At 64.1% G+C, this 13,956-nt stretch carries 12 protein-coding genes and 1 pseudogene; 5 read left to right on the forward strand and 8 right to left on the reverse strand.

Going from position 1 to position 13,956, the window contains the following annotated elements; genetic code table 11:
* Positions 1-10: 10 nt before the first annotated feature.
* The 6 genes from B0G76_RS30940 to B0G76_RS30965 form a co-directional block, all read right to left on the reverse strand.
* Entirely contained in the window at positions 11-775 is a 765-nt protein-coding gene (locus B0G76_RS30940) for a glucose 1-dehydrogenase (RefSeq protein WP_120295846.1), read from the reverse strand.
* Between the two features lie 20 nt (positions 776-795).
* On the reverse strand, positions 796-2,493 hold the full coding sequence (locus B0G76_RS30945; protein ID WP_120295847.1) for an FAD-binding protein: 1,698 nt from the start codon (positions 2,491-2,493) through the stop codon (positions 796-798).
* Positions 2,494-2,509: 16 nt separating this feature from the next.
* Entirely contained in the window at positions 2,510-3,028 is a 519-nt protein-coding gene (locus B0G76_RS30950) for a flavin reductase family protein (RefSeq protein ID WP_120295848.1), read from the reverse strand.
* Positions 3,025-4,800 (reverse strand): FAD-dependent oxidoreductase, encoded by a 1,776-nt coding sequence (locus B0G76_RS30955; protein ID WP_120296925.1) that lies wholly within the window; start codon positions 4,798-4,800, stop codon positions 3,025-3,027. Before B0G76_RS30955 ends, B0G76_RS30950 begins: the two co-directional genes overlap by 4 nt.
* Before the next feature lie 11 nt (positions 4,801-4,811).
* Complete coding sequence (locus B0G76_RS30960) at positions 4,812-6,005, reverse strand: acyl-CoA dehydrogenase family protein (RefSeq protein ID WP_120295849.1); 1,194 nt, start codon at positions 6,003-6,005, stop codon at positions 4,812-4,814.
* A 147-nt stretch (positions 6,006-6,152) separates the two neighbouring features.
* Positions 6,153-7,307 carry an LLM class flavin-dependent oxidoreductase gene (locus B0G76_RS30965; protein ID WP_120296926.1) on the reverse strand — a complete coding sequence of 385 codons (1,155 nt, stop codon included), beginning with the start codon at positions 7,305-7,307 and terminating at the stop codon, positions 6,153-6,155.
* Positions 7,308-7,614: 307 nt separating this feature from the next.
* Here B0G76_RS30965 and B0G76_RS30970 point away from each other — a divergent pair, with 307 nt between their 5' ends.
* Positions 7,615-7,965, forward strand: coding sequence for a VOC family protein (locus B0G76_RS30970; RefSeq protein ID WP_120295850.1), 351 nt, complete (start codon positions 7,615-7,617; stop codon positions 7,963-7,965).
* 83 nt (positions 7,966-8,048) lie between these two features.
* On the opposite strand, the gene B0G76_RS30975 is transcribed toward B0G76_RS30970, so the two are convergent.
* On the reverse strand, positions 8,049-9,230 hold the full coding sequence (locus B0G76_RS30975) for a helix-turn-helix transcriptional regulator (protein ID WP_120296927.1): 1,182 nt from the start codon (positions 9,228-9,230) through the stop codon (positions 8,049-8,051).
* 297 nt (positions 9,231-9,527) lie between these two features.
* Between B0G76_RS30975 and B0G76_RS30980 the strand changes: the two genes are divergently transcribed.
* The 4 genes and pseudogenes from B0G76_RS30980 (at position 9,528) to B0G76_RS30995 (ending at position 13,470) form a co-directional block, all read left to right on the forward strand.
* The gene (locus tag B0G76_RS30980; protein WP_120295851.1) at positions 9,528-10,478 is read left to right on the forward strand and encodes an alpha/beta hydrolase; all 951 of its coding nucleotides are present in this window, start codon (positions 9,528-9,530) and stop codon (positions 10,476-10,478) included.
* 20 nt (positions 10,479-10,498) lie between these two features.
* Positions 10,499-11,302, forward strand: a complete 804-nt coding sequence (locus tag B0G76_RS30985; RefSeq protein WP_120295852.1) for an enoyl-CoA hydratase/isomerase family protein — start codon at positions 10,499-10,501, stop codon at positions 11,300-11,302.
* A 67-nt stretch (positions 11,303-11,369) separates the two neighbouring features.
* Positions 11,370-12,446 (forward strand): annotated as a pseudogene (gene ribBA, locus B0G76_RS30990) (bifunctional 3,4-dihydroxy-2-butanone-4-phosphate synthase/GTP cyclohydrolase II); the annotation flags it as partial.
* Between the two features lie 163 nt (positions 12,447-12,609).
* A complete protein-coding gene (locus B0G76_RS30995) occupies positions 12,610-13,470 on the forward strand; it encodes an SDR family NAD(P)-dependent oxidoreductase (protein ID WP_120295854.1) in 861 nt (286 codons plus the stop codon).
* A gap of 75 nt (positions 13,471-13,545) precedes the next feature.
* On the opposite strand, the gene B0G76_RS31000 is transcribed toward B0G76_RS30995, so the two are convergent.
* Positions 13,546-13,836, reverse strand: coding sequence for a hypothetical protein (locus B0G76_RS31000; protein ID WP_120295855.1), 291 nt, complete (start codon positions 13,834-13,836; stop codon positions 13,546-13,548).
* Positions 13,837-13,956 lie beyond the last annotated feature (120 nt).

Genomic DNA, 13,956 nt, shown 5'->3' on the forward strand with positions numbered 1-13,956 from the left:
GCGGGCGAACTCAGGCGATGCCCATGATCATCTGCGCATTGTCGATCCGATACTCGCTGCCGTTGATGAAGCGAGATTCGTCGGACGCAAGGAACAGCACCAGATTCGCGATGTCTTCCGGCAAGCACATGCGCGAATGCGGGTCGACCGACCGCGTGAGCGCCTCACGGGTTTCTTCGGCTGCACCAAAGAACGGCGCGGTCATCGGCGTGAGAATGCCGTCCGGATGAATCGTGTTGCAGCGGACCTTGTAGCCCTGCTGCTTGCAGTGCGCGGCGATCGCGCGCGTCATTGCCGTCACCGCGCCCTTGCTGGCCGAATAGGCGCAGAACATGCCGAGTCCGCCCAACGCCGCCACCGACGACATGTTGACGATCGAACCGCCCTTCTCTTTCATCGCCTTCACCGCTGTGCGGCAACCGAGAAAATAGCCTTCTGCATTGATGCGCAGTACGCGCTGCCATTGTTCGAGCGTGGTGTCCTCAATGCTGCCGAGCAACAGCACCGCGGCGTTGTTGACCAGCACATCCGGCGTGCCGAACGTCGTTTGCGCGGCGCCGAACACATCGTTCCAGCCTGTTTCCGACGAGATGTCATGGCGCACGAACAGGGCGGCGTCGCCGATCTGCGCGGCCACTTCGCGGCCGGCTTCCTCGTTGACATCGGTGAGCACGACACGCGCGCCTTCACGGGCGAACAGCAACGCATCCTGTTTGCCGACGCCGCTCGCAGCACCCGTCACGACGGCGATCTTGCCTTTGAGTCTGTCTCCCATCTTCGTTCTCTCTTTCAGTGTCAGTCAGTTTCAGTCAGGGAATGGGCGGCGTTCGCGAGAACCACGCCCGCTGCGGCCCGGCCCGCCTGGCGGCCGGACCAGATACAGTCCGCGAGCGAAAGGCCGCTCACGTAATGATTCGATGCGAGGCCGCAAGCGGCCCGGCCGGCGGCGAACAAGCCCTCGATCGGCGAGCCCTGCGCCGACAGCACCGCGTTGCTCGTCTCGTCGACGCGCAAGCCGCCCAGCGTGATCGATGGGCACGGGAACACGCGGCTGTCCGATGAAATATCGATCGCGTAGTAAGGGCCTTGCATGAGCGGCTGCAACATCGCGGCGCTTTTTCCGAACGCACGGTCGATGCCGTTGAGCGCGCCCAGGTTGTAAGCATTGATGGTCCGCTCGAGCACGGCCGGATCGCAGCCGATGCGTGCCGCCAGATCAGCCGGCGAGCGTGCGCGTTTGCGGCCGGCCAGCATCAACAGCATCGCGGGCACGCTCTGGAACGCCCACAGCTTGCCGCGCAAACATTCCGTGAGCGCGAGCTTGACGAGCCGCGCATCGAGAATCAGCCAGACGTGCCCTTCGCGGGTTTCACACATCGCGTGGCCGAGCGCGGCGCCATAGACTTCCTCGTTGCAAAAGCGCTCGCCGTAGCGATCCACAACGCAGCCTTGCGCCCATGCATAAGGCGGATTGATGAAGCGCCACGCGGATACACGTTCGAGCCGCTGCGCCATGGCACCGGCAGATAAGCCAAGCCGGATGCCTGAACCGTCGCAACCGGTGGTGCCAAGACGCCAGTTCGGCAGATAACGTGGCGCGTAGTGCGCCACCATCGACCGGTTGAAGATGAAGCCGCCGGTGCTCAATACCACCGCGTCGGCCTTGATCGTGATGAGCCGGCCTTCGCTCTGTTCGACCCGATACAGCGCGGCGCGCAACCGGTCGGCCCATGCCGGTATGCCGTTATGCAGGCGCTCAGCCCAGCGAGCGAGCCGCCGATGGCTGCGCTGCGCACCGCCCGGCGCCACCTGCCAGATTTGAGCGCCGATCACGCGCCCGCTGCGATCGGTGACCAATCTGCGTACGCTTGCCTGGCACATCGTGTCGACGAGGGGCTGCGCCTTCACCGCGCGCCGCAGCGTGTCGTACAGCACGCGCCCCGACATGCCGTCGCCGACCACCCGATGCCCGCGCGGTGCCGGCGCGTGTTCGCGCACGGCGTCGCCCGCCGCCTCGTTGCCCGAGTAATACAGGTAGTAGCGGTTCTGCGGATACGACGTCTTGCGCGGCGGCACCGACGCGGCAAAGCGCACGCCGAGGCGTTCGAGCCAGTGCAACATGTCGGCGCTGCCTGCGCAAAAACGTCTGAGCGTCGCCGCGGACACCGCGTCGCCCACTTCCTGCTGCAGGTACGCGAACATTGCCTCGGGCGTGTCGCTGTAGCCCGCTTCGATCTGATAGCGTGTGCCACCGCCTGCGTAGACCACGCCGCCGCTTTTCGCGCTCGCGCCGCCGCCCTCGAATCGCTCGACGATCCGCACTTTCGCGCCGGCCGCCGCGGCTTCCAGCGCGGCACACGCGCCCGCCGCGCCGAAGCCCGCCACCAGTACGTCGCAGACGTCGTCCCAGCGCACGCAGGCAGGATCGTCGACGACGAGCGGCATGTCGACCGGCGTGGCCGATCCCTGCTCTGCGGACGTTGGGCTTCGCATCACGCCACGTGTCCGGTCAGGCCGCTGCGCAGCGCACGGGCGCCGTAGAAGTTGTGTAAACACCGTCCACATACACGAGCGGATCGACCTCGCCACTGATCAGCACCTGCTCGACGCGGCCAATGAAGATCGCATGCGTGCCGTAATCGAAGCGGCCGTCCTGCGTGCAGATCAGGCTCGCCTGTGCATCGTGCAAATACGGCACGCCATGCTCCGAGCGCTGCCAGTTACCGGTCGTGAAGCGCTCTTCGCCTTTGAGGCGCCCGCTGCAATCGATCGCAATGTGCTGATGCTGCGCCGAGAGCACGTTCACGCAAAATGCCGCGCCTTGGTCGAGCGGCGGAAAAATCGACGACGTACGGTTAATGCAGATCAGCAGCGAGGGCGGTTCGGTCGAGAGCGAATCGACCGCGGTGACCGACATCGAATAACGACGTTCGCCGTCGCAGCAACTGATGACAGCGACCGAGCGCGCGAGGCGGCGCATGGCCAGCAGCATGTCGGCACGCAACGGGTGAGAAGTGAGTTCGGTCATGATGTGACTCCGCGAAGTTCGATGCCGGCAGCGCGTGCTGGTTCTGAAGGACTGCTGTTGCCGTCGCGATCATCGCCACCGTCGGCGAGATGATTCGCGGCAATGTAACCAAAGGTCATGGCTGGGCCGAGCGTCGAGCCAGCGCCGGGATAGCTCGCCCCCATCATCGACGCGCTGGTGTTGCCGATCGCATAGAGTCCGGCAATCGGCGTGCCGTCGCCGTGCAGGACGCGGGCGCGCGAATCGGTGAGCAAACCGCCTTTGGTGCCGATGTCGCCCGCGTCGATACGCACGGCGTAGAACGGTCCAGTCTCGATTGCCGCCAGACACGGATTTGGTTGGACGCTGGGGTCGCCGTAGTAGGTGTCGAATGCATTGCCGCCCTTGGCGAATTCTTCGTCGATACCGGTCGCGGCGTAGCGATTCATTTTTTCCACGGTGCCGCGCAAGCCCTGCGCGTCGACACCGATTCGCGCGGCCAACGCTTCGAGCGAATCGGCCTTGTAGAGCAACGAACGAAATGCCGCCGGGATGCGAGCGTCCGGCATCATCGCGCCGGGCATGATCGGCCCGCACGGATACTTCTTGCGAAACTGCGCGTCGAACACCATCCAGGCCGGTACGCACGCACCGGTTTTCGCATGGTCGCGATACATTGCCGGCACGAACTCCGAATACGGCGCGGCCTCATTCACGAAGCGCTTGCCGAGCCCGTTGACCACCATGCAACCCGGCAGATTTCGCTCGACGAACAGCGCACGCTGCTTTTCCTCGTGATCGACGTGAACTGTCGGCGCGCCCCACACGTGTTCCATCAATGCAATTTGGGCGCCCAATTGCTGGCCGACTGCAATCGCGTCACCCGTATTGTTCGGCGGGGTTGCGCTCCACTGCGCTTGCGTGGGTCGCGGCAGATAGCGTTCGCGCATCGCCTGATTGCGTTCGAAACCGCCGGCCGCGAGAATCACGCCGCGCTTCGCGAGCACACGCACTGTCTCTCCCCCGCGCTCCACCACGACACCCGTCACGCGTCCGTCTGCTTCGAGCAATCCGCTCATCGGCGCGTTGAGCCATAACGGAATGTCGCGATCGAGCAATGCACGGCGCAGGCCACCCGCCAACGCATTGCCGAGCGTCAGGCGGCGATCGCGCCGCGAGCGGCTGCGTGCGCGCAGATCAAACCAGTAGCGGCCGAATTGCTTCAGCGCGAGTGCGATATAGCCCGGTGCTTTCGACAGAAGCACGTGCGCCTCTTTCGACGTCACCGCGACCCGCCCGCCGATCAGTGTCCCGGGTGAAGGCAGGCGCAACCGTGCGAATTCCGCACCGAGCGACGCACCGTCCACCGGCAAGGGATCGAGCGCGCGGTAACCCGGCATCGATCCAGGCAGATCCTGAAAGTAGTCCGCGTACTTCGGCAACGCTTCATAACGCACCGGCGTATTCGCCTCGACATAGCGCAACATCTCCGGCGCGGCGTCAAGATAGGCGTCGATCCGCTCGCTCGCGGTCACGCCTTTCGTGCAGGCGTCGAGGTAGGTTCGTGCGGCCTCGCGCGTATCCGTGGCGCCCAGTTCGGCGATATGGTGGTTGCACGGAATCCAGATTCCGCCACCCGACACCGCCGAGGTCCCGCCGTACACATCGCTCTTTTCGAGCACGGCGACGGACAGGCCGCGATCGGCCGCGCGGCAGGCGGCCAGCATGCCGCCCGCGCCGGAGCCGACCACCACGACGTCGAACACGTAGTTCTGCGGTTGCTGTTCGCTCATGGCGGCATCCATCAGACGAAGAAATCGGTGTTCGGGCGTCCGAGCATCACGGCGCCGAGATTCTGGCCGAAACGATCGAGGTTGTTGGCGTAGTGCGCGCGCGCCGCGTGCAGATCGAGAAAGCACCGCACCAACGGATTGCGGTTGTAAATGCCGTTGCCGCCCGCGTAGCGCAGCAACGCGTTGGCGGCCTGTGCGCAGCGTTCGGCCACTTGCGCGGATTGATAACGGAAGTGCACGCGCCGTTCGATCGATACCGCCGGGCCGCCATGGGCCGCCGCGAGCAGTTCTGCGAAGTTGCGCATCAGCAGCACTTTCATTTCGTCGATCGCGACCGCCGCATTGGCGCAGGCGGTTTGCGCGCCGGTGTCGTCGGTGGTTTTCGCGCCGCTGTTGGCGCTAATGCGCGTGGCCGCGTAGGACGTGAAGTCATCCAGCGCGCCTTCCAGTGCGCCGATGCACGCCGTGCACACCGCGCGCACGAAGATCTGCGCAAACGGCAGATGGAACAGCGGCGCATCGTTCACCGCGAGACCTGGGCTCGTGCCCATCATGCCGTCGATCGCCTTGTGCGTGCGATAGTCCGGCACGAATACATCGTTCACCACGATGTCGTGGCTGCCGGTCGCGCGCAAGCCCAGCACGTCCCAATCCTGTTCGATTGTGTAATCGGTTTTCGGCAGCAGGAAGGTACGGTATTCCGGCGGCTCGCCTTCTCTCGCCGGCGGCACCAGCGCGCCGAGAAAGACCCAATCGCAGAGTTCGCTACCACTCGAAAATTTCCAGTGCCCGGACAGACGGAAGCCGCCTTCAACCGGCGTCACCCGGCCCACCGGCATATAGGTCGACGCGATCAGCGTGCTTTGATCCTTGCCCCACACGTCCTGCTGCGCGCGCTCGTCGAACAGTGCCAGTTGCCAGTTGTGCACGCCGACCACGCCGTACACCCAGGCGGTCGACATACAGCCGCGCGCCACCGCCATCTGAATCTCGAAGAAGGTTTGCGGATCGAGTTCGTAGCCGCCATAGCGCTTCGGCTGAAGCACCTTGAAGAAACCGGCCGCCTGAAAATCGGCCACGGTTTCAGCGGGAATCCGCCCGTTCGCCTCGGCTTGCGCGGCGCGCCCGGCGAGGACCGGCGCGAGCGCTTCGGCGCGGGCGATCAGTTCGGCTGCAAGGGCGTTCGAATCGTTGTCGCGATGCACGGCTGTCTCCTGTGTCGCGCGAGGGGTGTCGCGCCTATTTTGTTGGGTTCATCTTCGAGCGCCGGCTGCGGCGTCGCATCGTCTGAAGAGACTAGCGACGCCCGCCTCGCCCGCTGTTTTGCAACGGCCGCAGCAACCGCATCGACCTTATGCGGCGGCTTGCGCCTTCTGCTTTTCGTCCTTCAGTCGATTGAAGTACGGAATCACGTGCTCGCCGATATTGCGGATCGTTTCGAGCTGCGCTTCCTGCGACACCGTGCCCATCTGGCAGAGAAACAGCACTTCATCCACACCGGCTTCCATCAGACGGCCCACATAGCCGATGCAATCGTCGACGGTGCCGTAAGCGTGATTCGGGTTCATCATCGACAGCGCCGGGTCGCTGAAATCGACCACCACCTCTTCCGACGCGAAGCGCGAGCGGATCACCATTTCGCCGGTATTGCCCTTCACGAGGTCATCGCCCCAGCTATCCGGGTTCGGACGCTCGCCGCCGGTGTACCAGTAAGCGAGCGATTCCATGAAATAGCGCTGGCCGCGAATGCCGATCTTGCGGGCCTGCTGGCCGTCGTTCAGCACCACGGTCGGACACAGGGCCGCGAGATGCTGCGTCGGACGGAAGCCAACCTGATCCTCCGCCTTGCGCGTGGCCCATGCTTCGCGATACAGCGCGTTTTTCTTCGCGACTTCATCGGGGCCGCCGAAACCGAGCACCAAGGCGCCCAAGCCGCGTTGACCGGCACGCAGCAAGCCGTCGTTGTTGGTACAGGCCATGTACATCGGCGGATGCGGGTCCTGGAACGGCTTCGGGTGAATCGGTCGTTTAGGAAACTTGATGTATTTGCCGTCGTGCTCGATCTCGTCCTGCACGAACATTTTCGGCACCAGGTACATCGATTCGTCGATCATCGGTTGCAGCTCGGCGAGGTCGTAGCCGAATGCGCCCGCTTCCTGCTGGCTGCCGCCTTTGCCGACGCCGAAGTGCACGCGGCCACCCGACAGGATGTCGAGCATGGCCACGCGTTCGGCCACCTTGATCGGATGATTCATCGCGGGCGGCAGGCAGATCACGCCGTGGCCGAGGCCAATGCGGGTCGTGCGGCCGGCCAGATAGGCGAGGAAGGTTTCCGGCGCGCTCATATGCGCGTAGTTCGTCAGCGACGTGTGTTCGACGCACCAGACGGTATCGAAACCCATCTGTTCGGCGAGCAACGCCTGCTCGACGGTCTCCTTGAATACCCGGTGATCGCCTTCCCGCGAAGCGTCCGTGGTCTGGGCTTCGTAAATCAGAGAAAACTTCATTGCGTGCGTCTCCATGAATTTTGGACTGTGCTGAAACGGGCGGTCCGCTCCCGACACACCGATTCCTACGATGATCGTGACGGTCCACGGAATGAAGTTTCAGTTCGCGCGTGCGGCCCGGCATCGTCTATTTGGATTAACGGTGCGCGCTTTGGCGTAGAAGCTTTGATCGAAGGGGGTTTTTGCCGCGATTTTCGCCGTGCTTTTCATGCTTCGGCTAGTCCGATTGGACCTCGTGCGGCCATCGTTCGTGACGCTACGATCGAACCGCCATACAACGCGGCTCAACTGATGGGAGTGCAATGCAATGAAGGCTTCGATGATGCTGTACCCCGTCGACACGATCGATGCGGCGCTGCCGCTCTTTGTCGACGGGCTGGGATTGGCGGTGAAGTTCCGCGACGGCGAACGCTATTGCGCGCTCGATGGCGGCGCGCTGACCATTGCGCTGGTGGCGGGAGAAGAACGGATCGTGGAACGCGCGGCATTGGTGTTCCGGGTCGACGAAAACGACGACCTGTATACCGCAATGGCGCGGGTGGTAGCGGCGGGTGCGTCAGTGCGCGTGCCGGTGCAGCAAGGGCCGCACGAATGGCGCGCGGTGCTGGAGGACAAGAACGGCGCGCTGCTGGTGTTGTCGCAAAAGCGCGCGGTTTAAGGTGTTGGAGGGGGTACCACGCCCGAACCAGGCGCGGTACAAGGCACGTACGGCACTTCGGGCACGCGCCCGTTCAGTTGATTTCAGCCAAGCGGCACCACACTGCCCAGCAGAATACGCACAAGCGTGGCCTGACGCGTCACACCCGTCTTCGAGAAAATCGCCCGCAGATGAGCCCGCGCGGTGTTCTTGCTGATGCCCAGCTCGTCGGCGGCTTCTTCAAGCGTCAACCCATTGGTCAACAGCAAGGCAAGAGAAGTCTCCGCGGGCGTGAGGTCGAACAGCTTGCGCACGATCTCCTGCGAGCCCTGCGATTTGCGATCGGGATCGCGCAGAAATAGCACGGTTGCCGGGCGGCGCTTGTTGTCCTCGGACCAATCGGATAGCGGAATCGTGCGGACCAGCACGCCGAGTTTCGGCTTGTCGCAACCCCGCGTGATCGGCATGGCTTCGACAATCGGTGCGGCGGTGCCGAAGTGTCCCATGAGTGCATGGCGCACCAGACGTTGCAGATTGCGATTCTCCTGCGTGTCCGTCGCCTCGATGTTGCCGTGCACGACACGCAAGCCGTTGCCCTGCGCGAGAATCTCGTCGGCCACGCTGTTAGTGCGCATGATCGCACCGCTCTCGTCGAGCGTCACCGTACCCACCAGCATCCGGTCAATCGCACTCGCATAGAGCGTGCGCTCCGACTCCACGATATCGAGCCGCGAATGCAGTTCGACCGCGCGCCGCAAATGCGGCAGCAGCAACGCACAAAACGCCTTGTCGCGTGCGGAAAAATGCTTCGCGGCGTGACCGCGGCACACGCGAAACCGGCATTCGACGCCGGACTCCGTACGAAGGTCGGCGCCCATGATGTAGCGAATGTCAGCCGGCTTCAGAAACTGCTTGTAGAGTTCGCTGGTGAGCCAACCCGTGTCGCCGAATACTTCGTCGACCGTGACCACGCGATCCGCCGGCAACCCGACGAACGGGTCGAGCGAATAGTAGTAGTTGTTGTATGAGGCTTCGCCCGGCACGCCCGACCCCATTTCTGACGCGTGCACCATCAAGCCGCGCCGGTCACTCGAAGGCGAACGCAGAATCAGGGTGACATAGCTCGCACCGAGCGAGGTGCGGATCAACTCGAGCGCACCGGCCCACGGCGTGCTTTCCAACGCCCCTTGATAAATGCGCGCGGCCAGTTCGCTGAATTGCGCGACACTCACTTCGGCCAGTTCACTCATGGCCTGACCCTCTTCTGGGGCCCATTTCGTCTCCATCAACACTCCGTCCTCCATGCGATTTCGCATCGCGTCGCCAAGCTTAAGGGCCGATCTGTTTGCCGGCATCGGGGGAAGTACTTAGCTGACACAAGTTTCGCTGAGCGTGCGAACGAACTCTCGTCCAATCGGACGATGCCCCCATAAAGCCGCCGCGATTCAATGCTTTCAGTGTTGCGGCGTGCGCGCTGAATGGCTCGTTTTTCGGCCTGTTTTGCGGCCCGATCCGCGTCGTGCGCGGCCGCATCGCTAATACCCGGTATAGCCGCTTTCATGACTGTTTTCTCAGGAGACCCGATGGCGCTCGATCCCCAGGCGCAGGCCCTGCTCGCCGCTTTCGCCGGCATGCCCCCACTCGATTTCGCGCAACTCACCGCACCGGCTTACCGCGCGATGCTTGCCGCGGGTGGCGCTTTGGCGCCCGGCGACGCCATCGCGGCGGAAGAAGATCTGATGATTTCCACCGCAAGCGGCCCGATTGCCGCGCGACTCTACCGGCCGGTGGCTGAAGGTGGCGATAAAAATGCTCTCCTACCGCTTACTGTCTTCTTTCACGGCGGCGGCTTCGTTGCTTGCGGACTCGATACGCATGCCAACCTGTGCCGCTGCCTCGCGCAACGGGCGCGAACGGTCGTGCTATCAGTGGATTACCGGCTCGCGCCGGAAGCGCGTTTTCCGGCCGCCGCGGTCGATGCGTGCGACGCCGTGCGCTGGGCCGCGTCCAACTCGGGCGACTTGCGCGTGCGCCCCGGCGCGCTTGCTGTAGCAGGCGACAGCGCAGGCGGCAATCTTGCAGCGGTCGTCGCGCAGCACATGCGTCATAGCGGCGTGAATATCGCGCATCAGGTGCTGTTCTATCCGGTGCTGGATTGCGCCACCGAGCATCCTTCATACGAATCGATGGGCGACGGCTATTTCCTGTCGGCGGACATGATGCGCTGGTTCAAAGACCAGTATTTCGCGGAAGGCGCCGATCGTGCCGATCCGCGCGCCAGCCCGCTTGCCGCGGCCGATCTTTCGGGCGTGGCAAGCGCCACCGTCATTAGCGCCGAATACGACCCATTGCGCGACGAGGCCGAGCACTACGCCGCGCGTCTCGCGCAAGCAGGCGTGCTCACGACCCATCTGCGCTGGCCGGGTCAAATACACGGCTTCGCCAGTTTGCTCGGCGCGCTCGATGCAGCCGACCACGCACTCACGCTAGCCGCACGCTCTTTACGCCTTGCGCTGCACGTCCAAAACACCTGACTCCGCTTACTAAAAAAGACATGACTGCATTGATTCGCCTCGCGGCCGAAGACGGTATCGCGACGCTCACGTTCGACCGCCCCGAGGCACTGAACGCCCTAAACGAAGCGATGGCAAACGAACTGAACGCCAAGCTCGCACGCCTCGCGCACCACGGCGAGATCCGTGCGATCGTGCTGACCGGCGCCGGCCACGCCTTCATGGCGGGCGGCGACTTGCAGACCATGCGCGCCGCACTCGACACCAAACCTGTAGTGCGCGACCGCTCGATCGGCAAACTCGTGCGGCTCGCGCAAACCGTCGTCGAAACCGTGACGGGCTCGCGCAAGCCGGTGATCGCCAGCATCAACGGCGCCGTGGCAGGCTTCGGCCTGAGCCTCGTCGCGGCCTGCGATCTGGCTATCGCCGCAAAGAGCGCGACGTTCACGTCGGCGTACGGCCGCATCGGCACCTCCCCGGATGGCGGCGAGACCTATACGCTGCCGCGCGCGCTCGGCGCCAAGCAGGCCGCGCAATGCATGTATCTCGACGAGCGGCATACGGCCGACGAGGCCCTGCGAGCAGGGATCGTCAACTGGGTCATACCGGACGACGAACTCGCCGCGCAAACGCGCTCGCTGTTAAAGCGGATGGGCGCCCTCTCGCCGGACGCATTCGCGCAAACCAAGAATCTGCTTCTGCACGCACCCGAGCGCAGCTTCGCCGAGCATCTGTACGCGGAGCAGCGCAGCTTTCTGCACTGCGCGGCGGGCGACGATTTCCGCGAAGGCATCGACGCATTCTTCGATAAGCGCGCGCCCGTATTCGGTTCCAGCGCACGTTAAGCGCTTTTCCGCTGTTCCTGTTTGCAGCAACAGCACAAGCAACAAGCAGTAGCCCAGGAATCAACCCATGAAACTCGCCATTACCGACGAAATCGTCGCCGAACTGAAAGCTGGCCGCATGATCATTCTGGTCGACGAAGAAGATCGCGAGAACGAAGGCGATCTGCTGATTGCCGCCGACCAAGTCACGCCCGAAGCGATCAACTTCATGGCGCGCTTTGGCCGCGGCCTCGTCTGCCTGACGCTGAGCGCCGAACACTGCGCACGCCTCAAGCTCCTGCCGATGGCGGAACAGAACGGCACGCAGTACGGCACCGCGTTCACGGTCAGCATCGAGGCGGCGCAAGGGGTCACCACGGGCATCTCCGCCGCCGACCGCGCGCACACGATCCGCACGGCGATCCAGCCGGATGTGCGCGCCGAACATCTGGTGCAGCCGGGTCACGTGTTTCCAATCGCGGCGCGCCAGGGCGGCGTGCTGGTGCGTGCCGGGCATACCGAAGCCGGTTGCGATCTCACCGCACTGGCAGGCTTGACGCCGGCCGCGGTGATCTGCGAAATCATGAACGACGACGGCACGATGTCGCGCCTGCCGCAACTGATCGAATTCGCCGAACACCATGGCCTGAAAATCGGCACGATTGCCGATCTGATCCACTATCGCAGCACGCACGAATCGCTCGTCGAACGTGTAGGAGAACGACCGTTGCACACGCCGTGGGGACCGTTTCGCGCCATTCAGTATCGCGACACCGTGCGCCACTCCACGCATCTGGCGCTGGTGCGCGGCAATCCCATGCCCAATGTGCCGGTGCTCACGCGCGTGCACGAATGCTTTTCGCTGCTCGATCTGCTCGATGCCGAACCGTCCGCGCATTCGTGGCCGCTGCACGCGGCGCTGCAAAAAATCGACGCGGCCGGATGCGGCGTAGCGGTCCTGCTCGACTGCGACATGCGCGCCGATGCGATGAACCACACCAGCACCGGCAACGGCACGCCGGTTCGCAAGGACGGCAGGCTCTCCGGGATTGGCTCGCAGATTCTGCGCGACCTGGGCGTGCGTCGGCTGAATGTGCTGTCGAGTCCATTCAGGTTGCCGGCGCTCTCCGGGCACGAACTGGAGATCATGGCGTTCATTCCGCTTGGCGAAGCGGATCTGGACAATCCTCACGCCTTCGAACGCGCGCCGGCCACGCCGAGGATCCCCGCGCCGCTGGGCTCCACACCGCTTCGGTCCGCCGCGGCGATGCCGGCAAGCGCTCCGCCCGCGTCATACGAACTCGAAGCCTCTTCATGGTGAACTCCCGATGACTCAAAAACCCTATGCAGCCCTCGTCACTGGCGCCTCGCGCGGCGCCGGTAAAGGTATCGCCCTCGCCCTCGCCGCGACGGGCGCGACTGTCTACGTGACCGGGCGTACCCAACGCGAGGGCGACGCACCCTTGCCCGGCACGGTGCACGCGACGGCGATCGAAATCGACAGGCTCGGCGGCAAAGGTATCGCCCTCACCTGCGATCACGCCGACGACCGGCAAGTAGCGGAAGTGTTCGACTACATCCGTCACAACAGCGGGCGCCTCGACATCCTCATCAACAATGCCACGGTATTGCACGATGAACTGATTCGTCCGGCGCCGTTCTGGGAAAAGCCGCTGGCCCTCGTGGATATTCTCGATGTCGGCCTGCGCTCCGCGTATGTCGCGAGCTGGCATGCCGCGCAGATGATGGCCGGGCAAGGCGACGGGCTAATCGCGTTCACGTCCTCTTTCGGCGCGAGTTGCTATATGCACGGCGCGGCGTACGGCGCGCAGAAAGCAGGGGTCGACAAGTTCGCCAAGGACATGGCCGTCGATCTGAAACCGTTTGGCGTCGCGGCGGTCTCCATCTGGATGGGAATGCTGCAAACCGAGCGCACCGCGCGTGTGATTGCCGAGCACCCCGAACAATATGCGGGCTTCAGCGAACTCGCGGAAACGCCGCAATTCACGGGACGCCTGATCGACGCGTTGTATCGCGACCCGCAGCGTCAGCAGAAATCCGGTCTCGTGCTGGTCGGCGCGGAGCTTGCGCACGAGTACGGCATTACCGAACTCGACGGCCGCCAGCCGCCCTCGCATCGCGAGGCGCTGGGCGGGCCGGTGCAGGCGCACCCGGCGATCGTGGCCTGATACGCGGCGCGGCACGTGTGGCGCGGCGGCTCGAATCGCCGCGCCGCTTCGTATCCGATCCTGCGGTACGGCCAACTAGAAACCGCTCACCACCAACGCATACACGAGCGCCGCACCGCCCACCGCGCCAAGGAAGGTGAAGCACTGTTCGTCCGAACCCGAGCGGCGCGCCCAGACTCTTCCAGCCAGCGCAGCCAGCCCGGTGATCCCCAGAAACAACGACAGCGACGAACCGGCCGTACACACCATGCCGGGAAACTCATCGTTCCACGCGCATTCGTAAAGCTGGCGCATGGATACGCCGACCACGCCGATCGCCACCAGCAAGCCGGCAATCAGTCCATCCCGCTGAACTTTGGTTTTCATCTGCAACCCTCCGGCATCACACCGTCCTCATCCCGCTCGTCCCCATCCCTGTACGCGGCTCCAACGCCTGCCGCGCGGCTGTGCGCCTCGATACGGCGGACAAAAAACCTTGTCGCGCCG

Source organism: Paraburkholderia sp. BL23I1N1, from assembly GCF_003610295.1.
Taxonomy (GTDB): Bacteria; Pseudomonadota; Gammaproteobacteria; order Burkholderiales; family Burkholderiaceae; genus Paraburkholderia.